This is a genomic window from Azospirillum sp. Marseille-Q6669 (assembly GCF_965111635.1).
This window is the reverse complement of sequence record NZ_CBCOOP010000001.1, coordinates 242199-262500: the sequence shown is the minus strand read 5'-3', so window position 1 is coordinate 262500 and position 20302 is coordinate 242199. Positions and strand designations below refer to the sequence as shown.

Genomic DNA, 20302 nt, shown 5'->3' with positions numbered 1-20302 from the left:
CTTGCTGAGATGCATCAGGTAGGGCATCGAGCGTTCGAGCAGCCCGTTGCCGCGCAGGTAGTGATGGCCGAGGTCGAGCGTCTTGACCGTCAGCTCGAACCGCTTCGTCTCCGGGTCCTTGTGCAGGTAGCCCAGCTTTTCCAGCGTGTGGGTGAAGCGCTGCGCCGCGCTTTTGTCCAACCCGACGATCGAGGCGATCTGGGTCAGACTCATCGTCGGACGCGCCGCGTCGAACGCGTTCAGCACACGGAACGCCTTCTCCACGGACATCACCATCAAGGGATCGCCGGCACGCGCGGCGCCCCCCTCCTTCACCGAGGCGTCCGCAACGGCAGTTGCGGATTCCGTGTCTGACTGTCGGGAAGACGGACGGCGCGGAGCCATGGCGATCGGTCCTGTGGTTCGTGTGCGAGAGATACCGTTGACAGGTCTAGCAAAGCAAGCCAAGCTATTCAATACCAAGTATCGTATTGCAATACGACGCGCCGCCCCGAGGGGCGCCGGAACATCCGCAAGGCGCGCGAAACGCCCCGCTTACAGGAGTGGTCCCGTGTTCAAATTCATCCTCACCGAGGTCCGCGGCCCGGTCGGCATCATCACGCTGAACCGCCCGGAGATCCTGAACGCCTGGAACGCCGCGATGCGCGACGAGCTGGTCGTCGCCTTCGACCAGCTCGAGAACCAGGACGGTGTGCGCGCGATCATCCTGACCGGGGCCGGCGACCGCGCCTTTGGCGCCGGGCAGGACCTGAACGAGACCAAGACCTTCGACGCCGACCGCGCCGAGGAGTGGGTGGCGGAGTGGGAGCGCCTCTACCACCGCATGCGCACCCTCTCGAAGCCGCTGATCATCGCGCTGAACGGCGTCGCCGCCGGCTCCGCCTTCCAGGTCGCCCTGCTCGGCGACTTCCGCATCGGCCATGCCGGGGTGCGCATGGGCCAGCCGGAGATCAACTCGGGCATCGCCAGCACCACCGGCCCGTGGATCATGAAGGAGATGATCGGTCTGGCCCGCACCATGGACCTGACGCTGTCGGGCCGGCTGATGGACGCCGAGGAGAGCCACCGCATCGGCCTGATCAACCGCATCGTCCCGCAGGACCGCGTGATGGCCGAATCGCTGGCCCTGGCCGAGGAGCTGGCCGCCAAGCCGCCGGTCGCCATGCGGCTGGACAAGCAGCGCTTCCGCGAGATGACTGAGGCCGGCTTCCGCGACGCCCTGGCCGCCGGCGTGCGCATCCAGCGCGAGGCCTACGCGTCCGGCGAACCGGCCCGGATGATGGAGGAGTTCCTCGCCAAGCGCGCCGCGAAGCGCGCGTAACTCGGTCTCAGGCCGCAAACACGACTCTTCCTGGGCGCAACGATCCGCCCACCCGCGCCGCCACGGCGGCGCTCCTTCACCGGGGCAACAGAGACGCCCCGACCGCAGAACAGGGAGTTTCACATGAGCAAGTCCACCTTCTCCATGGGCCGCCGCAGCCTGATGAAGGGAGCCGCCGGCGTCGCGCTGGGCGCCACCCTGCCCGCCGGGCTGCTTCGTCCGGCCTTCGCCGCCACGCAGATCACCGTCGCCGATCCGGGCGGCCCCTACAGCCCGGCCTTCCGCAAGGCCTTCTACGACCCGTTCGAGAAGGCCACCGGCATCAAGGTGGTCAACGTCGCCCGCGAGGCGGAGCCGACCGCCCAGTTCAAGGCCATCGTGGAGACCAAGTCCTACACCTGGGACGTCTGCACGCTGACCCTGTCGGCCCGCGACATCCTGATGAAGCAGAACCTGCTGGAGCCGCTGAACTTCACCGCGGCGGACGCGCCCGGCCTGATGCCGGACTCGCTGACCAGCCATTGGATGGGCACCGACGTCTATTCGACCATTCTCGGCTACCGCGCCGACAAATTCGCCTCCAACGCCCCGCAGAGCTGGGCCGATTTCTGGAACGTCGAGAAGTTCCCGGGCCGCCGTTCGCTGCGCAAGAACCCCATCGACACGCTGGAGCAGGCGCTGCTCGCCGACGGCGTGCCGCTCGACCAGCTCTACCCGCTCGACGTCGACCGCGCCTTCAAGGCGCTCGACCGCATCAAGCCGCATGTCGCCGTGTGGTGGACCGGCGGCGCCCAGTCCAGCCAGCTCATCCAGAGCGGCGAGGTCGACATGATCGCCCTGTGGAACGCCCGCGCCCAGGCGGTGATCGACGGCGGCGCCCCCGTCAAGATCAACTGGAACCAGGGGCTCTACTCGATCGAGGGCTGGGGCATCCCGCGCGGCACCCCGCGCGCCGACGCCGCCCGCCAGTTCATCAAGTTCTGCGCCGACCCGGCCCGTCAGGCCGTCTTCACCGAGGTCCTGGCCTACGGCCCGACCAACCTCGACGCCTACAAGAGCATCCCGAAGGAGCGCGCCCCGGCGCTGCCGACCTTCGAAGACAATCTGAAGGTGATGACCATCGCCAAGGAGGATTGGTGGGGCGCCAACCGGTCGAAGATGAACGAGCGTTTCAACGCCTGGATTCTCGGCTAAGCCCGCCTGTCGGAAAGGAGACCCGCCGCCATGCTCTCACCGCTCGCACAGGCGCGGACAGCGCCGGTCCAGGCCGGAGCCGCCGCCACGCCGAAGCTGCTGGTCGACGGCCTGACCAAACGGTACGGCGCCATCACGGCGCTGGAGCCCACCCGCCTGGAAGTCCCGGCGGGCGAGTTCCTGACGCTGCTCGGCCCGTCAGGGTCCGGCAAGACCACGCTGCTGCAGATGATCTGCGGACTGGTGGAGCCCAGCGGCGGGCGCATCCTGATCGACGGGCAGGACGAGACCCGGACGCCCGTGCACAAGCGGGACATCGGCCTCGTCTTCCAGCATTACGCCCTGTTCCCCCACCTGACGGTGGCGGAGAACATCGGCTTTCCCCTGCGCATGCGCGGCGTCGCCCCGGCGGACCTGACGCGGCGCGTGAAGGAGGCGCTGGAGATGGTCCATCTCGGCCATCTCGCCGGGCGCTTCCCCAAGGAGCTGTCCGGCGGACAGCAGCAGCGCGTCGCCCTGGCGCGCTGCTTCGTCTACCAGCCCTCAGTCATTTTGATGGACGAGCCGCTGGGCGCCTTGGACAAGAAGCTGCGCGAGCACATGCAGTACGAGATCAAGCGCCTGCACCGCGAGACCGGCGCGACGATCATCTACGTCACTCATGACCAGGAGGAAGCCCTGGCCATGTCGGACCGCATCTGCCTGATGAACCACGCCCGGATCGAGCAACTCGGCACCCCGCACGACATCTACGCCCGCCCGAAGACCGCGTTTGCCGCCGACTTCATCGGCGTGTCGAACATCTTCCGCGGGCAGGTCCGGCGCGACGGCAACGGAGCGCCCATGCTGGTCACCGGCAAGGGCAGCTTCCGCCTGTCCGCCGACACGCCGGACAGCCAGGACGGCACGCTGGTCGTCCGTCCCGAACAGCTCGACATCGACGGCGACGGCGACAACGAGGTGCGCGGCGAGGTGGTGGACACCGTCTATGCCGGGTCCGAGACCCGCGTGCTGGTGTCACTCGGCGGCGAGGAGACGATCACCGTCCGCCTTCGCCGCGGCACCGCACCGCCGCGGCTGGGCGAGGTGGTCGCGGTGCGCTGGCGCGCCGACGCCGGGGTGCTGGTGTCATGAGCGCCGCCACCCTGAACCATGACGGTGCCTTCGCCGCGGCGCGGCGGCGGCTGCGCTTCGGCCCGCTGTGGCTGGCCGCCCCCGGCCTCGCCTTCCTGGCCATCTTCTTCCTGTTCCCGGTGCTGCGGCTGCTCGGCCTCAGCGTCCAGGATCTCGAGACCTCGGCCTGGACCGGCGACCATTACGCCCGCATCGTCGCCACGGACGTCTATTTCCGCGTCCTGATGAGCACCTTCCGCATCGCCGGGCTGACCGCCCTGCTGTCGCTCCTGTTCGGCTATCCGCTGGCCTATTGGCTGGCGCAGCTGCCGGAGCGCCAGCGCGGGCTGGCAATCCTGGCGGTGATGGTGCCCTTCTGGACCAGCTATCTGGTGAAGACCTTCGCCTGGATGGTCATCCTGGGGCGCACCGGCGTCATCAACCAGATCCTCTCCGGCACGGGGATGTCCCCCCTGCCGCTGCTGCACAACGAGTTCGGCGTGATGGCCGGCATGGTCCACGCCATGCTGCCGCTGGCCGTGCTGACCATGCTGCCGGTGCTGACCACCATCGACCGCCGGCTGGTCCAGGCGGCCGAGACGCTGGGGGCGCCGCCGGCCAACGCCTTCTGGCTGGTCTATTTCCAGCTCTCTCTGCCCGGCGTGGCGGCGGCCGGACTCCTCACCTTCATCTCCTCGCTGGGCTTCTTCATCGTTCCGGCGCTGCTCGGCGGGCCGCAGCAGACCATGCTGGCGCAGCTCATCATCACCCAGATCCAGGAGATGCTGAACTGGGCCTTCGCCGGCGCGCTGGCCACCTTCATGCTGGTCGCGGCGCTGGTCACCTGCTGGGTCTACGACCGGCTGTTCGGCCTGTCCTCCCTGTCGGGGGAGACCTCCGGGCGGACCGGCGCCGGCCAAGGGCATCTGCGCAACGCCGGGATGAAAATCCTGTCGGCGCTCGCCAAGGCTTCGACGGCTCTGGGCGGCCCAGTCGGGCGCGTTCTGGGACCGAAGATGATGGACCGGCTGCTGCCGCTCTATTCCGCGGCGGTGATCGTCTTCCTGGTCGCCCCGGCGCTGGTGGTCGTTCCCATCGCCTTCACCACCTCCCCCTTCCTCGACTTCCCGCCGCCGGGCTATGGGCTGGAATGGTTCCGGGTCTACTTCAACTCCGACCTCTGGGTGTCGGCGACGATCCGCTCCTTCGCGGTGGCCCTTGCCACGGCGGTCCTGGCGACGCTGGTCGCCGGTCTGGCCGCGCTGGCGCTCGCCCGCTCCTCCTCGCGCTGGCGGGGGGCGATCTTCGCCTTCTTCCTGGCGCCGATGATCGTGCCGCGCATCGTCATCGCGGTCGGGCTGTTCTACCTGTTCGCCCAGATCGGGCTGGTCGCCACCGACCTCGGCCTGATCATCGGCCACACGGTGCTGGCCCTGCCCTTCGCCTTCGTCGCGATCTCCGCGGTGGTCAAGGGGCACGACTGGCGGCTGGACCAGGCGGCGGCGACGCTGGGGGCGAACCGCTTCCGGACGCTGATACTGGTCACCGTTCCGCTGATCCGCGGCGGTCTGGTGGCGGCCTTCCTGTTCGCCTTCATCACCTCCTTCGACGAGCTGACCGTGGCGATCTTCGTCAGCGGCGGCGTCAAGACCACGCTTCCGAAGCAGATGTGGGACGACATGATCCTCCAGTTGAACCCGACGCTGGCCGCCGTGTCCGTCGTGGTCTTCGCGATCGTGATGGCCCTGCTGCTGATGGCGGAATGGCTGCGCCGTCCGGCGCGGTGATCCGCAACCACACTCGGCCGTCACCAACCGACCAAACGCATTCGAGATTACGCATCATGTCCGATTTCGAAGAAGGGTTCGTCCGCCTGTTCACGCAGGCGGCCCGGACCGGACGCGCCCGCCTGTTCGCCCGCTTCAACGGCGAGGCGCTGAGCTTCGCCACGCTCGACCGCCAGTCCGACGGCGTGGCGGCGGAGCTGCGGCGGCTGGGGCTGAAGCCCGGCGATCGCGTGGCGCTGATGCTGCGCAACAGCCCGCTGGTGCTCTCCACCCTGTTCGGCCTCGCCAAGGCGGGGCTGGTCTGGGTGCCGATCAACGCCCAGCAGCGCGGCGAGGGCCTGCGCTACATCCTGGAGCATTCAGATCCCGGCGCCATCATCGCCGAGACCGAGTTCCTGCCGGTGATCGCCGAGACGGGTGCTGTGCCCGCCGGCACGCCGCTGATCGTCCAGGGCGATCCGGCGGCGGCGCTGCGGCTGGAGACCCTGCTGGAGTCCGACGCCGCCTTCGAGGAGCCGCCGCCCGCCCCCGACGACACCTTCGCCATCATGTACACCTCCGGCACCACCGGGCGGCCCAAGGGCGTGCTGGTGTCGCACCGCATGATGCGGCTGGCCGGCGAGGCGGTGGCCCGCGTCTCGGCCGCCCGCGACGGCGACGTGCTGTTCGTGTGGGAGCCGCTGTACCACATCGGCGGCGCCCAGATGATCGTCATGCCGCTGATCCGCAGCGTGTCGCTGGCCATGGTCGACCGCTTCAGCGCCAGCCGCTTCTGGGATCAGGTGCGGGAGTACGGGGCGACCCACATCCACTATCTGGGCGGCATCCTGCAGATCCTGCTCAAGCAGCCGGTCTCGCCGCGCGACCATGACCACCCCGTGCGCATCGCCTGGGGCGGCGGCTGCCCCAAGGAGACCTGGACGCCCTTCGAGGAACGGTTCGGCGTGCAGATCCGCGAATGCTACGGCATGACCGAGGCGTCGAGCATCACCACCTGCAACGACGAGGGCGTGGTCGGCGCGGTCGGCCGCCCGATGCCGTGGTTCACCGTGGAGCTGCTGGACGGCGCCGGCCAGCCGGTGCCGAAGGGCGAACGCGGCGAGATCGTCGTCCGCACCGACCGCCCCGGCGCCATCTTCCCCGGCTATTTCCGCAACCCGGAGGCGACGGCCCGCGCGCTCAAGAACGGCGCCCTGCACACCGGCGACCTCGGCTCGCTCGACGAAGGCGGGACGCTGCTGTTCCACGGCCGGATGACCGACAGCGTGCGCTGCAAGGGCGAGAACGTCTCGGCCTGGGAGGTCGAGCATGTGGCGGCCACCCACCCCTCCGTCGAGGACTGCGCCATCATCGGCGTTGCCGCCGACGTCGGCGAACAAGACATCAAGCTGTTCGTGAAGCCGAAGGCCGGGGCGACGCTGGACATCCCGTCGCTGTCCGGCTGGCTCGGAAAGCAGCTCGCCCCCTACCAGAATCCACGCTACATCGCGGTGGTCGAGGAGTTCGAGCGCACCCCCAGCCAGCGCATCATGAAGCACAAGCTGTCCCCCGCCTTAGACGGCTGCTGGGACCGGCTGGCCGGCTGACGGCGTCCCCACTCCCCCCGCATGCCGGCTGGCCTGCGGGGGATTTTTTTGGACACGGCTCCCGGCGCCCCCCCACCGCCCCGCCGACGAAGCCCGATTTATTGGAAAGCCCTGGACATGCCGCTGCACCGCTGGTTTTCGAACCGCAAGTTATTGCACAAGATCCTCGTTCCGGTTCTCGTCCTGCTGATCGTCATCGCCAGCCTCGTCTGGACCGCCCGGAGCGCGATCTCCGATCTGACAAGCTCCACCGCCCGCATCACGGAGCTGGTCGCCGATCGGCTCGGCGCGACCATCGCCGTCCAATCGGCGCTGGGTGACGCTATGGACACCGAGGCGAACGCCATCGTCGCCTCGTCCCGCGAAGCCATCGACGCCGCCAACGCGCAGCTCACGGCCAACATTGCCAAGGCCCTGTCCGCCATCGACACGCTGGCCGCGGCCTATGACGATCCGGCGGAGCGCGAGAGCATCCAGGCCATCAAGTCGATCGTCGGTGAGTACGAGCGCGTTGCCCAGACCACCGTGCAGCTGGCCCGCGGCTTCGACACCGACGGCGCCATCCGCGTGTCCATCGACGTCGGCCGGCCGGTCCGGCAGAAGCTGACCGCGGCGCTGGGCGAGCGGGTGGAGCAGAGCATGGCCGAGACTCGGGAGGCCGAGCGGCGGGCCACCGCCCTGTCCCAGCAGGTCATGACGCGGCTCTACACGGTCGCGGGCGCGGGCGTGCTGTTCGCCTTCGGCCTGCTGGGGTCCATCCTGCTGTTCTTCGTCGTGCGTCCACTGCACCGCCTGACGTCGGAGATGACCTCCATCGCCGCCGGCGACCTGACCGTCGCCATCCAGGGCACCGAGCGCACGGACGAGGTCGGCCTGCTCGCCCGCGCGCTCCAGGTCTTCAAGAGCAACGGGCTCGACATGCGCCGCCTCCAGGAGGAGAGCGACGCGCAGAAGCGCCAGATGGAGGCCGACCGCCGCGCCGCCATGCTGGCCCTGGCCGACCAGTTCGACGCCAACGTCCAGGGCGTGGTCCAGGCCGTCTCGCAGGCCGCTCGCCAGCTTCAGAGCAACGCGCAGACGATGACCGGCGCCGCCGAGACGACGACGGAACAGGCCTCCTCGGTCGCCGCCGCGACGGAGCAGGCGTCGGCCAACGTCGCGACGGTCGCCGCGGCGTCGGAGCAGCTGGGAAGCTCCATCGGGGAGATCGGCCGTCAGGTGAACGGTGCGGCGACGGTCGCCCGCGATGCCGTGGCCGAAGGGGAACGGACCAACGCGCTGGTGGAACGGCTGGCCAGCGCCGCCCAGAAGATCGGCGACGTCGTCAACCTGATCCAGAACATCGCGTCGCAGACCAACCTGCTGGCGCTGAACGCGACCATCGAGGCGGCGCGCGCCGGCGAGGCCGGCAAGGGCTTCGCCGTCGTGGCGGGCGAGGTCAAGGCGCTGGCCACCCAAACCTCCCAGGCGACCGAGGAGATCGCCAGCCAGATCACCGAGATCCAGGCGATCACCGAAGGCACCGTGACGGCCATCCGCAACATCGCCCGGACCATCGCCGACGTGGACGCCATCGCCGGGGCCATCGCCGCCGCCGTGGAGGAGCAGACCGCCGCCACGCACGAGATCGGCCGCAACATCCAGCAGGCAGCCCAGGGCACCCGGCTGGTCTCGGGCAACATCGGCGGGGTCAGCCAGTCGGCCACCGACGTGCGCGAGGCCGCCGCGGAGGTGCTGAACGCCGCGAACAGCCTGTCCCGCGACTCCGACCTGCTGCGCGACGAGATCCACGGCTTCATCGCGCGGGTCCGCGCCGGCTGACACCTTTGCACGAGCGTGACCCCCGCGTGACCATTTTCACATCACGCGGGGGTCACGCCCCCAACGGCCGAATTCGTGGTAGCATGGCGCTCCACAGTCGGAAGCCTTTGGAAACCATGCCGAGCCTGTCCAGCGGCCTCAACGCCCTCATCGCCACGGTCCTGCGCAGCCACCCGTCGCTGCGGGTTCTGCCGGTGTCCCGCTACACCCGGGACCATGCCGCCGCTTATGCCGCCGCCAACGGGCGGGCCATCGCCCACGCCGTCGACGAGCGGGGGCGGCAGTCGCTCCTGGTCGCCCTGGCCGGGCTGGACTACGTCAGCGTCTGCGACCTCGACCACGACCTGACGGTACCCGCCGAGCAGCCGGTGTCGCTGATCGTGCCCGAGCTGCGCGGCGGGCTGCTCGCCCGCTTCACCCCGCGGACCGCCGGGGACGTCTGCCGGATCGTCGAGGCCGTCTGCCCCTGATCCGCCCACGTCCCCGTTAAGGCCCCCGTCAAGGCACTCAGGCCGGCTGCATGCTGCCCGTCTGCTGGTAGCGCAGGTGCCAGGAGAAGGCCTCCTCCAGCAGATGCGGCGTATGGCCGCCGCGCTGCAGCGCCCGGCGGTGATAGTCCAGCGCCAGCTCGCGGTAGCTGGGATGGACGCAGTTGCGGATGATCGTCTCCGCCCGCTCGCGCGGGGCGAGGCCGCGCAGGTCGGCCAGACCGGTTTCGGTCACCAGGACATCCACGTCATGCTCGTTGTGGTCGGTGTGGGTGACCATCGGCACGACGCTGGAGATGCGGCCGTCCTTCGCCAGCGACTTGGTGACGAAGATGGCGAGATGGGCGTTGCGCGCGAAGTCGCCGGAGCCGCCTATGCCGTTCATCATCTGCGTGCCGTTGACGTGGGTCGAATTCACGTTGCCGTAGATGTCGCACTCCAGCGCCGTGTTGATGCCGATCACGCCCAGCCGGCGGATGACCTCCGGGTGGTTGGAGATTTCCTGCGGGCGCAGCAGCAGCCGGCCCTTGTAGGTGCCGATCCGCGGCAGGACCTCCGCGTATTTCCCGGCGCTCAGCGTGATCGAGGAGCCCGAGGCGAAGGTCAGCTTGCCGGCGTCGAACAGATCGAAGGTGCTGTCCTGCAGGACCTCGCTGTACATGGTCAGGTCGTGGAACGGGCTGTCGATCATGCCGTGCAGCACGGCGTTGGCGATGGTCCCGATCCCGGCCTGGAGCGGGTTCAGCGAACGGCCCAACCGGCCCTGCCGCACCTCGCGGTCGAGAAATTCGATCAGGTGCCCGGCGATGTCCCTGGTCTCGCCGTCCGGCGGCAGGATGGTGGCGCTGCTGTCCTGCTTGCGGGTCACCACGATGGCCGCGATCTTCGACGGGTCGATGGGGATGCAGGGCAGGCCGGCGCGGCTCTCCGCCGTCACCACCGGGATCGGCTCGCGGAAGGGGCGGCGCGTCGGGATGTAGACGTCGTGCATCCCCTCCAGATCGAGCGGCTGGGTCAGGTTCAGCTCGACGATGACCTTCTCCGCCAGGATGGCGAAGGTCGCCGAGTTGCCGATCGAGGTGGTCGGGACGATCCCGCCCGTCTCGGTGATCGCGCAGGCCTCGATCACCGCCACGTCCACCGGCCCCATCTGACGGGAGCGCAGAAGCTCCACCGTCTCCGACAGGTGCTGGTCGACGAACATCACCTCGCCGCGGTTGATCGCCTTGCGCAGCACCGGGTCGGCCTGGAACGGCAGGCGGCGGGCCAGCACCCCGGCTTCCGTCAGGATGCGGTCCACGTCGTTGCCGAGCGAGGCGCCGGTCATCAGCGTGATCTTCAGCCGTTCCGTCGCGGCGCGTTCGGCCAGCGCCAGCGGCACCGCCTTGGCGTCCCCGGCGCGGGTGAAGCCGCTCATGCCGATGGTCATGCCGTCACGGATCAGCAGGGCGGCCTCTTCCGGCGTCACCACCTTCCCCCACAGGGACTTCAGGCGAATACGGTCGCGGTACATGGTTATCCTTTGCACGTTCTCGGGCGTTTGTTGGCGGACGATTCATTCGCCTTTTATCGTTGAGGTCCGTCATAGGCCCCGCTTTCGCAGCGCTGCAATTGCCGGTCGGTCATATCAGGGTGTCCTAATGGGCATGAATGGCCGCATTGCGCCGTCGCTCCTCAAACGCCCGGTTGTGCCCCGGCACCGTCCTGGGGCATATGGATGGGTCGTCCGCCGTGACCCTTGTCCGGCCAACAGAAAAGCCTGCCAGGGAGCCTCCGCCGATGCGTTTCTCTTCCCTCACCGACCGCATCCGCGGCGACCGCGTCGCGGCCTGGGACATCCATTTCGCCGCCTGGACCGCCAAGGGACGCGGCGAGGACGTGATCGTGCTGAGCGTCGGCGACCCGGATTTCGACACGCCCGCCCCGGTGCGCGACGCCGCCATCGCCGCCCTTCACGCCGGCGACACCCACTACACTCCTATTCCCGGTCGTCCGGAGCTGCGCGCCGCGCTGGCCCGCGACGTCGCCCGCCGCACCAGCATGGCCGTCGAGCCGGAGAACGTCATCGTCTGCGCCGGGGCGCAGAACGGCCTGTTCAACGCCACGCTCTGCCTCGTAGAGGCGGGGGACGAGGTTCTGGTGCCGGAGCCGATGTACCTGACATACGAGGCCTGCGTCCGCGCGTCGGGCGCCACGCTGGTCCCGGTGGCCCCGGACGCCGCCACGCTCCGGCTGGACCCGGCGGCGCTGGCCGCCGCGGTCACCCCGCGCACCCGTGCCATCTTCCTGGCGACCCCCGCCAACCCCACCGGCATCGTGATGTCCATGGAGGAGTTGGAGGCCGTGGCCGACCTCGCCCGCCGCCACGATCTGTGGGTGGTCGCCGACGAGGTCTACGCCAGCCTGACCTTCGACCGGCCGCACATCGGCATCGCCACCCTGCCCGGCATGGCGGAGCGCACGGTGACCATCAACAGCCTGTCCAAGTCGCACGCCATGACCGGCTGGCGCGCCGGCTGGGTGGTCGCCCCGGCGCCGCTGGTCGCCCATATGGGCACGCTGGCGCTGTGCATGCTCTACGGCCTGCCGGGCTTCGTGCAGCAGGCGGCGCTGGTCGCCGTCGAGCAGGGCGACGAGGCGGTGGCGGCGATGCGCGAGGGCTACCGCCGCCGCCGCGACATCGCGCTGGAAGCGCTCGGCTCCGTTCCCGGCCTGCGCTGCCTGAAGCCGGAGGCCGGGATGTTCATGCTGGTGGACGTGCGCGGCACCGGCCTGCCGACCATGGAGTTCGCGTGGCGGCTGTTCCGCGAGACCGGCGTGTCGGTGCTGGACGCCGGAGCCTTCGGCCCGGCGGCGGCGGGCTGCGTCCGCCTGTCCTTCGCGGTCGGCGAGGCGGAGCTTGCGGAGGCCTGCCGCCGCATCGCCGCCTTCGTGACGGGGTTGGGTCTGGCGGCTGAGTAACGTAACCCTCTCCCCCTGGGGAGAGGGTGGCCCGTAGGGCCGGTGAGGGGGTTGCGCTTGTGCCGAACGTGGCGCCACGCGCAACCCCCTCACCCTAGCCCTCTCCCCGGAGGGGAGAGGGGATTCCTGACGCCCCTCGACGCTGTTACCGAGCGTTACAAATCTAATCCCTTCTGGACATATTCTGCGCGCGACGCCGTGATAGCGTCCCGCCGGGATCGGGGCTGGGTCGCCGGCCGCCCTCCCGACGCGACTTTCCGGACGACGCCCGCAGGCGATGAAGGACCCGATGGATTTGGACACGCCTCTCAAGCCGCCGCCCGCGCCCGGGCCGGATAGCCACACCACGGCAGTACCGGAGGCCCGCCGGGACCAGTCGGCTCCCGACGCCCAGCGGATCGACGCGCCACGGCGCCGCTCGATCCTGGGCCGGGTGCTGGCGTGGCTGGTGGTGCTGGCGCTGATCGGCGGCGGGGTGTGGTGGTTCGCCTTCCGCCCGGCGCCGGAAATGGCGGCGCGCGGCGGCCCCGGCGGGTTCCGGCCCGGCATGCCGACCGCCTCGCCGGTAGTGACCGCCACGGTGGAGAAGGGCGACATGCCGATCCGGCTGAATGGGCTGGGCACCGTCTCGTCGCTCGCCACCGTCACGGTGCGCCCGCAGGTCGGCGGCCAGCTCACCCAGGTCGCCTTCACCGAGGGGCAGGCCGTGCAGAAGGGCGACTTCCTGGCGGAGGTCGACCCGCGGCCCTTCCAACTCGCCGTCGAGCAGGCCGAGGCCCAGCTTCTGCGCGATCAGGCGCTGTTGAAGAACGCCCGGCTGGACCTGGAGCGCTACCGCCTGCTGGTCAAGCAGGACTCCATCGCCAAGCAGCAGCGCGACACCCAGGAATCGCTGGTCCAGCAGTATGAAGGCACGGTGAAGGCCGATCAGGTGGCGGTGGAGAACGCCAAGCTCAACCTGTCCTACACCCGCATCACCGCCCCCGTCTCCGGCCGCGCCGGCCTGCGGCTGGTCGATCCCGGCAACTACGTCACCGCGGGCGAGGCCGGCGGCATCGTCGTCATCACCCAGGTGCAGCCGATCTCCGTCCTGTTCACCCTGCCGGAGGACAACATCCCGGCGATCATGGCGCGGCTGCGCGACGGGGCGAAGCTGCCGGTCACCGCCTACGACCGGACGCGCGACCGCGTGCTGGCAACCGGCACGCTGACGACGGTGGACAACCAGATCGACGTGACCACCGGCACGGTCAAGCTGCGCGCCCAGTTCGACAACGCCGACCAGTCGCTGTTCCCCAACCAGTTCGTCAACGTTCAGCTTCTGGTGGACACGCTGGCCGGTGTGCCGATGGTCCCGGTGGCGGCGGTGCAGCGCGGGGCGCCCGGCACCTACGTCTATGTGGTGAACGGCGAGGACAGCACGGCCTCGGTCCGTCCGGTGACGCTGGGTGCCAGCGACGGGGCGAAGACCGTCATCACCCAGGGCGTGCAGCCCGGCGAGACGGTGGTGATCCAGGGCGCCGACCGGCTGCGCGAGGGCGCCAAGGTGGCGGCGACCGACGGCACGGCCCAGCCAGCGCCCCCCACCCCGTCCAGCGAAGGGCCGCGCCCGCAGCGCCGTCCCCAGCGCAACGCGTCGTAACGCGCGCCTGCCGCCATGAACATCTCCCACCCCTTCGTCGTCCGCCCGGTCGCCACCTCGCTGCTGATGCTGGCGATCCTGCTGGTCGGGGCGGTGTCCTACCGCTTCCTGCCGCTGTCGGCGCTGCCGGCGGTGGAATACCCGACGATCCAGGTCCAGACCTTCTTCCCCGGCGCCAGCCCGGAGGTGATGACCTCGTCGGTCACCGCCCCGCTGGAACGCCAGCTCGGCCAGATGCCGGGGCTGGTGCAGATGTCCTCGGTCAGCGCCGCCGGGGCGTCGGTCATCACGCTCCAGTTCGGGCTGGAACTCAGCATCGACATCGCGGAGCAGGAGGTGCAGGCGGCCATCAACGCCGCCGGGAACCTGCTGCCCTCCGACCTGCCCGCCCCGCCGATCTACGCCAAGGTCAACCCAGCGGACGCGCCGATCCTGACGCTGGCCCTGACCTCCAAGACGCTGCCGCTGACCCAGGTGCAGGACCTCGCGGACAGCCGCTTCGCGCAGAAGCTGTCGCAGCTTCCCGGTGTCGGTCTGGTCAGCCTCAGCGGCGGGCACCGGCCGGCGGTGCGCATCCGCGCCAACGTCCAGGCGCTGGCCGCCTACGGCCTGAACATCGACGACCTGCGCAGCACCATCAACACGGCCAACGTCAACTCACCCAAGGGCACCATCGACGGGCCGACCCGCAACTACACCATCAACGCCAACGACCAGCTCCGCCGGGCCGACGAGTACAAGGACCTCGTCGTCGCCTATCGCAGCGGCGCCCCGGTGCGCCTGTCCGACGTGGCCGAGGTGCTGGACAGCGCCGAGAACACCCGGCTGGGCGCCTGGATGAACGACACGCCGGCCATCCTCCTGAACATCCAGCGCCAGCCCGGCGCCAACGTGATCGAGGTGGTGGACCGGGTGAAGGAGATGCTGCCCAACCTGACCGCCGCCCTGCCCGGCTCGGTCGACGTCGCCGTGCTGACCGACCGCACCGTGACCATCCGCGCCTCCGTCGAGGACGTGCAGATGGAGATGATGGTGGCCATGGGGCTGGTCGTCCTGGTGATCTTCCTGTTCCTGCGCAACATCCCGGCGACGATCATCCCCAGCCTGTCGGTGCCGCTGTCGCTGGTCGGCACCTTCGCGGTGATGTATCTGGCGGGCTTCAGCCTGAACAACCTGTCGCTGATGGCGCTGACCGTCGCGACCGGCTTCGTCGTCGACGACGCCATCGTGATGATCGAGAACATCGCCCGCCATGTGGAGCGCGGCGAGTCCCCGCTCCAGGCCGCGCTGAAGGGGTCGAAGCAGATCGGCTTCACCATCGTGTCGTTGACCGTCTCGCTGATCGCGGTGCTGATCCCGCTGCTGTTCATGGGCGACGTGGTGGGCCGGCTGTTCCGCGAGTTCGCCATCACGCTGGCCGTCACCATCCTGATCTCCGCCGTCGTCTCGCTGACTCTGGTGCCGATGCTCTGCGCCAAGCTGCTGCGCCACCGCGAGCCGCGCGAGATGTCCGCCATCGCGCGGCGCAGCGAGGCGTGGTTCGACGCGGTGATCGCCGGCTACGCCCGCACGCTGCGCTGGGTGCTGGACCGCCAGGGGGCGACGCTGCTGGTCGCCGTGGGCACGCTGGCGCTGACGGTCGTGCTCTACACCGCCATCCCCAAGGGCTTCTTCCCGGCGCAGGACACCGGCCTGATCCAGGGCGTGACGGAGGCCACCCAGTCCGTCTCCTACGCCGCCATGGCGGAGCGGCAGCGGGCGCTGGCGGTGGAGGTGCTGAAGGACCCGGACGTGGTCAGCCTGTCCTCCTTCATCGGGGTGGACGGCGCCAACACCACCATGAACAGCGGCCGCCTCCTCATCAACCTGAAGCCGAAGGAGCAGCGGACGGACCATGTCGCCGACATCATCCGCCGCATCCGCCACAACACCGCCGCCGTTCCGGGAATCGAGCTGTTCATGCAGCCGGTGCAGGACCTGACCATCGACGCCACGGTCAGCCGCACCCAGTACCAGTTCGTCCTTGAGGACGCGAATCCCGAGGAGCTGCGCGTCTGGGCGCCCAGGCTGATCGACCGGCTGGCCGCGGTTCCGGAGATCACCGATGTCACCAGCAACCTTCAGGAGAAGGGGCTGTCGGCTGCCATCACCATCGACCGCGACACCGCCGCGCGCTACGGCGTCACCACCGCGGCCATCGACAACGCGCTGTACGACTCCTTCGGCCAGCGCATCGTCTCCACCATCTTCACCCAGGCCAACCAGTTCCGGGTGATCCTGGAGGCCGACCCCGACCGCATGACGGTGGACCAGCTTCTCACCTCCATCCATCTGCCCTCGGCGGGCGGCGGGCAGGTGCCGCTGGCCGCCTTCGCGCGGATGGAGGTGCGCAACGCGCCGCTCCAGATCAACCATTTCGGGCAGTTCCCGGCGGTCACCGTCTCCTTCAACCTGGCGCCGGGGGTGTCGCTGGGCGCCGCGGTCAAGGCCATCGAGGCGGCGGAGCAGGAGCTTGGCCTGCCGGCCAGCGTGCTGACCCGCTTCCAGGGCGCGGCCCTGGCCTTCCAGGCGTCGCTCGGCAACCAGCTGCTGCTGATCCTGGCCGCCATCGTCACGATGTACATCGTGCTGGGCGTCCTCTACGAGAGCTACATCCACCCGATCACGATCCTGTCCACCCTGCCCTCGGCGGGCGTCGGGGCGCTGATCGCGCTGATGCTGGCCGGGCACGACCTGGACATCATCGCCATCATCGGCATCATCCTGCTGATCGGCATCGTGAAGAAGAACGCGATCATGATGATCGACTTCGCGCTCGACGCCGAGCGGGAGGAGGGCAAGCCGCCGCGCGAGGCGATCTATCAGGCCTGCCTGCTGCGCTTCCGCCCGATCCTGATGACGACCATGGCGGCGCTGCTCGGCGCCCTGCCGCTGATGCTCGGCTCCGGTACGGGGTCGGAGCTGCGCCAGCCGATGGGCGTGTCGATCGTCGGCGGTCTGATCCTCAGCCAGCTTCTCACCCTCTACACCACGCCGGTGATCTATCTGGCCTTCGACCGGCTGGCAGCAAAGCTGCGCGGGCGTCCCGACGGGCAGGCGGAAGGGGCCGCGCGATGAGCTGGGCCGCCAACCTGTCGGCGCCCTTCATCCGGCGGCCGGTGGCGACGACCCTGCTGACGCTCGGGCTGGCGCTCGCCGGAGCGCTGGGCTTCGTCGGGCTGCCGGTGTCGCCGCTGCCGCAGGTGGATTTCCCGACCATCTCGGTCACCGCCTCGATGCCCGGCGCCAGCCCGGAGACGATGGCGGCCAGCGTCGCCACGCCGCTGGAGCGGCATCTGGCGCAGATCGCCGACGTCACGGAGATGACCTCCTCCAGCTCCGCCGGCTCGACGCGCATCACGTTGCAGTTCGGGCTGAACCGCGACATCGACGGGGCGGGGCGGGAGGTCCAGGCGGCCATCAACGCCGCCCGTGCCGACCTGCCGTCCAGCCTGCGCAGCAACCCGACCTACCGCAAGGTCAACCCCGCCGACGCGCCGATCATGATCCTGACCATGACCTCGGCGACGCTCAGCCAAGGGCAGCTCTACGATTCCGCGGCGACCGTGCTCCAGCAGAAGCTGTCGCAGGTCGAGGGCATCGGGCAGGTCAGCATCGGCGGCAGCTCGCTCCCCGCCGTGCGGGTGGAGCTGAACCCCCGCGCCCTGTTCCAGTACGGCATCGGGCTGGAGGACGTGCGCGCCGCCATCGCCTCGGCCAACGCCAACGCCCCCAAGGGCGCCGTCGAGGACGGGGAGCTGCGCTTCCAGATCTACACCAACGACCAAGCCCGCAAGGCGGAGGAATACCGGTCGCTGGTCATCGCCTACCGCAACGGCGCGGCGGTCCGCCTGTCGGACGTGGCCGAGGTGTCGGACAGCGTGGAGGATCTGCGCAACGCCGGCATCACCAACGGCAAGCCGTCGGTCCTGCTGATGCTGAACCGCCAGCCGGCGGCCAACATCATCGAGACGGTGGACCGGGTGAAGGCCATGCTGCCGGAGCTTCGCGCCTCCATCCCCGCCGACATCGACCTGTCGGTCTCCAGCGACCGCACCACGACCATCCGCGCCTCGCTGGCCGAGGTGGAGCACACGCTCATCATCGCCGTAGGGCTGGTGGTGATGGTGGTGTTCCTGTTCCTGCGCAACGCGCGGGCCGCCCTGATCCCCAGCGTGGTCGTGCCGGTGTCGCTGGTCGCCACCTTCGGCGCCATGTATCTGCTCGGCTACAGCCTGAACAACCTGTCGCTGATGGCGCTGACCATCGCCACCGGCTTCGTCGTCGACGACGCCATCGTCGTGCTGGAGAACATCGCCCGCCACATCGAGAACGGCATGTCCCGCACCCAGGCCGCGTTGCGCGGCGCGCGGGAGGTCGGCTTCACCGTCCTGTCGATGAGCGTGTCGCTGGTCGCCGTCTTCATCCCGATCCTGCTGATGGGCGGCATCGTCGGGCGGCTGTTCCGCGAATTCGCCCTGACCCTGTCCATCGCCATCCTGGTTTCGATGGTCATCAGCCTGACCACCACGCCGATGATGTGCGCCATCCTTCTGCGCGAGCCGCGCAAGGCCAGGGAGCCGGGCCGCACCATGGTCGCCCTGCGCCGGGTCGGGGCATGGATCGGCGGGGGCACGCTGCGCCTCTACGACCGGACGCTGACGGCGGCGCTCGACAACAGCCTGCTGACCATGGTGGTCTTCGCGGCGACCGTGGCGCTCAGCGTCCATCTCTTCACGATCATTCCCAAGGGCTTCTTCCCGCAGCAGGACACCGGCCGGCTGATCGGCTTCGTCGTGGCGGACCAGAGCACCTCCTTCACGCTGATGAAGGAGAAGATGGAGCGTTTCGTGGCGCTGGTGCAGGCCGACCCGGCGGTGGACACGGTGGTGGGCTACACCGGCGGCAGCCGGACCAACAGTGGCTTCATGGCCGTGTCGCTGAAGCCGCTGGCGCAGCGCGACGTCACCGCCGACGCGGTGATCGCCCGGCTGCGCACCCAGCTCACCCAAGTCCCCGGCGCCAACCTGTACCTGTCGGTCATGCAGGATTTGCGGGCGGGGGCGCGGCAGTCAAACGCCAACTACCAGTTCACGCTGCAGGGCGACACGCTGGACGAGCTGCAGACCTGGGCGCCCCGCCTGACCCAGGCGCTCCAGCAGGTGCCGGAGCTGACGGAGGTGAACTCCGACCAGCAGCAGCGCGGGCTGGCGCTGGAGGTGACGGTGGACCGCGACGCCGCGGCGCGGCTGGGCCTGTCCTTCAACCAGATCAACAACACGCTCTACGACGCCTTCGGCCAGCGCTCCGCCTCGACCATCTACAACCCGCTGAACCAGTACCGCGTGATCATGGAGGTCGCCCCCCAGTACCGCGAGGACCCGGAGATGATGAAGGACATCCTCATCAGCAAATCCGGCGGCGCGGTCAGCGGGACGCAGGCGACCAGCGCCATTGCCGGCGCCGCCACCGCCGACACCGAGGCCGCGCGCAACCAGCGCATCAACCAGATCGCCACCACCGGCCGCAGCGCCGCCTCCACCGGGTCGGCGCTCAGCACGGGAGTGGAGACGATGGTGCCGCTCTCGGCGATTGCCCGCGTCGCGCTGGAGAACACGCCGCTGTCGGTGAACCACCAGGGGCCGTTCGTCGCCACCACCCTCTCCTTCAACCTCGCCCCCGGCGTTTCGCTGGGCGAGGGGCTGGCCGTCATCCGCCACACCATGGATCGGATCGGCGTGCCGACCACCATCCAGGGCAGCTTCCAGGGCACCGCGCGGGTGTTCCAGCAGTCGATCGGCGACCAGCCGGTGCTGATCCTGGCGGCGCTGCTGGCCGTCTACATCGTGCTGGGCGTGCTCTACGAGAGCTACATCCACCCGCTGACCATCCTGTCCACCCTGCCCTCCGCCGGGGTGGGAGCGCTGCTCGCGCTGATGGCGCTGGACAAGGAGCTGAGCATCATCGCGCTGATCGGCGTGATCCTGCTGATCGGCATCGTCAAGAAGAACGCGATCATGATGATCGACGTGGCCCTGGAGGCGGAGCGGAGCGAAGGGCTGGACCCGCGCACCGCGATCCACCGCGCCTGCCTGCTGCGCTTCCGCCCGATCATGATGACCACGGTCGCCGCGTTGCTGGGCGCCCTGCCGCTGGCGCTGGGTTCCGGCGACGGGGCTGAACTGCGCCAGCCGCTGGGCATCGCCATCGTCGGCGGTCTGGTGGTCAGCCAGATGCTAACCCTCTACACCACCCCGGTCACCTACCTGTACCTCGACCGCTTCCGGCTGTGGTGCCGTCGGCGCTGGCGGCGCCCCGAGGCGGGTGTCGCGGCATGATGACCGATTTCG

The 20302-nt window shown here is 69.5% G+C and carries 13 protein-coding genes (1 of these 13 running past the window's edge); 11 read left to right on the top strand and 2 right to left on the bottom strand.

What is annotated here, in order from left to right:
* Positions 1 to 276 carry the beginning of an IclR family transcriptional regulator gene (locus ACWPXE_RS01095; protein ID WP_454016326.1) on the bottom strand. It extends 501 nt beyond the left edge of the window, so the window shows 276 of its 777 coding nt (coding positions 1–276); it begins with the start codon at positions 274 to 276; its stop codon lies off the left edge, out of view.
* Positions 277 to 550: 274 nt separating this feature from the next.
* On the opposite strand from ACWPXE_RS01095, the gene ACWPXE_RS01090 reads away from it, so the two are divergent.
* The 7 genes from ACWPXE_RS01090 (at position 551) to ACWPXE_RS01060 (ending at position 9292) form a co-directional block, all read left to right on the top strand.
* On the top strand, positions 551 to 1321 hold the full coding sequence (locus ACWPXE_RS01090; RefSeq protein WP_454016325.1) for an enoyl-CoA hydratase/isomerase family protein: 771 nt from the start codon (positions 551 to 553) through the stop codon (positions 1319 to 1321).
* A 123-nt stretch (positions 1322 to 1444) separates the two neighbouring features.
* Positions 1445 to 2515, top strand: a complete 1071-nt coding sequence (locus ACWPXE_RS01085; protein ID WP_454016324.1) for a polyamine ABC transporter substrate-binding protein — start codon at positions 1445 to 1447, stop codon at positions 2513 to 2515.
* A gap of 30 nt (positions 2516 to 2545) precedes the next feature.
* Entirely contained in the window at positions 2546 to 3649 is a 1104-nt protein-coding gene (locus ACWPXE_RS01080) for an ABC transporter ATP-binding protein (RefSeq protein WP_454016323.1), read from the top strand.
* Positions 3646 to 5415: an ABC transporter permease subunit gene (locus ACWPXE_RS01075; RefSeq protein WP_454016322.1), complete on the top strand. Its 1770-nt coding sequence runs from the start codon at positions 3646 to 3648 to the stop codon at positions 5413 to 5415. The genes ACWPXE_RS01080 and ACWPXE_RS01075 overlap by 4 nt, the downstream gene beginning before the upstream one ends.
* A 56-nt stretch (positions 5416 to 5471) precedes the next feature.
* The gene (locus ACWPXE_RS01070; protein ID WP_454016321.1) at positions 5472 to 7001 is read left to right on the top strand and encodes an AMP-binding protein; all 1530 of its coding nucleotides are present in this window, start codon (positions 5472 to 5474) and stop codon (positions 6999 to 7001) included.
* A gap of 117 nt (positions 7002 to 7118) precedes the next feature.
* Positions 7119 to 8822: a methyl-accepting chemotaxis protein gene (locus tag ACWPXE_RS01065; protein WP_454016320.1), complete on the top strand. Its 1704-nt coding sequence runs from the start codon at positions 7119 to 7121 to the stop codon at positions 8820 to 8822.
* A gap of 116 nt (positions 8823 to 8938) precedes the next feature.
* The gene (locus tag ACWPXE_RS01060; protein ID WP_454016319.1) at positions 8939 to 9292 is read left to right on the top strand and encodes a hypothetical protein; all 354 of its coding nucleotides are present in this window, start codon (positions 8939 to 8941) and stop codon (positions 9290 to 9292) included.
* 37 nt (positions 9293 to 9329) lie between these two features.
* Here ACWPXE_RS01060 and ACWPXE_RS01055 read toward each other — a convergent pair whose 3' ends face one another.
* Positions 9330 to 10823 carry an acetyl-CoA hydrolase/transferase family protein gene (locus ACWPXE_RS01055; RefSeq protein WP_454016318.1) on the bottom strand — a complete coding sequence of 498 codons (1494 nt, stop codon included), beginning with the start codon at positions 10821 to 10823 and terminating at the stop codon, positions 9330 to 9332.
* Positions 10824 to 11089: 266 nt separating this feature from the next.
* Between ACWPXE_RS01055 and ACWPXE_RS01050 the strand changes: the two genes are divergently transcribed.
* From ACWPXE_RS01050 to ACWPXE_RS01035, 4 genes are all read left to right on the top strand, one after another.
* Complete coding sequence (locus ACWPXE_RS01050) at positions 11090 to 12271, top strand: pyridoxal phosphate-dependent aminotransferase (RefSeq protein WP_454016317.1); 1182 nt, start codon at positions 11090 to 11092, stop codon at positions 12269 to 12271.
* A 289-nt stretch (positions 12272 to 12560) separates the two neighbouring features.
* Positions 12561 to 13913, top strand: coding sequence for an MdtA/MuxA family multidrug efflux RND transporter periplasmic adaptor subunit (locus tag ACWPXE_RS01045; RefSeq protein ID WP_454016316.1), 1353 nt, complete (start codon positions 12561 to 12563; stop codon positions 13911 to 13913).
* Positions 13914 to 13928: 15 nt separating this feature from the next.
* A complete protein-coding gene (locus tag ACWPXE_RS01040; RefSeq protein ID WP_454016315.1) occupies positions 13929 to 17030 on the top strand; it encodes an MdtB/MuxB family multidrug efflux RND transporter permease subunit in 3102 nt (1033 codons plus the stop codon).
* A complete protein-coding gene (locus tag ACWPXE_RS01035; protein ID WP_454016314.1) occupies positions 17027 to 20290 on the top strand; it encodes an efflux RND transporter permease subunit in 3264 nt (1087 codons plus the stop codon). The genes ACWPXE_RS01040 and ACWPXE_RS01035 overlap by 4 nt, the downstream gene beginning before the upstream one ends.
* Positions 20291 to 20302 lie beyond the last annotated feature (12 nt).

Coding starts and splice junctions, on each gene's coding strand:
- ACWPXE_RS01035 (WP_454016314.1), top strand. CDS start 17,027: ATGAGCTGGGCCGCCAACCTGTCGGCGCCCTTCATCCGGCGGCCGGTG.
- ACWPXE_RS01085 (WP_454016324.1), top strand. CDS start 1,445: ATGAGCAAGTCCACCTTCTCCATGGGCCGCCGCAGCCTGATGAAGGGA.
- ACWPXE_RS01040 (WP_454016315.1), top strand. CDS start 13,929: ATGAACATCTCCCACCCCTTCGTCGTCCGCCCGGTCGCCACCTCGCTG.
- ACWPXE_RS01070 (WP_454016321.1), top strand. CDS start 5,472: ATGTCCGATTTCGAAGAAGGGTTCGTCCGCCTGTTCACGCAGGCGGCC.
- ACWPXE_RS01045 (WP_454016316.1), top strand. CDS start 12,561: ATGGATTTGGACACGCCTCTCAAGCCGCCGCCCGCGCCCGGGCCGGAT.
- ACWPXE_RS01050 (WP_454016317.1), top strand. CDS start 11,090: ATGCGTTTCTCTTCCCTCACCGACCGCATCCGCGGCGACCGCGTCGCG.
- ACWPXE_RS01075 (WP_454016322.1), top strand. CDS start 3,646: ATGAGCGCCGCCACCCTGAACCATGACGGTGCCTTCGCCGCGGCGCGG.
- ACWPXE_RS01065 (WP_454016320.1), top strand. CDS start 7,119: ATGCCGCTGCACCGCTGGTTTTCGAACCGCAAGTTATTGCACAAGATC.
- ACWPXE_RS01055 (WP_454016318.1), bottom strand. CDS start 10,823: ATGTACCGCGACCGTATTCGCCTGAAGTCCCTGTGGGGGAAGGTGGTG.
- ACWPXE_RS01060 (WP_454016319.1), top strand. CDS start 8,939: ATGCCGAGCCTGTCCAGCGGCCTCAACGCCCTCATCGCCACGGTCCTG.
- ACWPXE_RS01080 (WP_454016323.1), top strand. CDS start 2,546: ATGCTCTCACCGCTCGCACAGGCGCGGACAGCGCCGGTCCAGGCCGGA.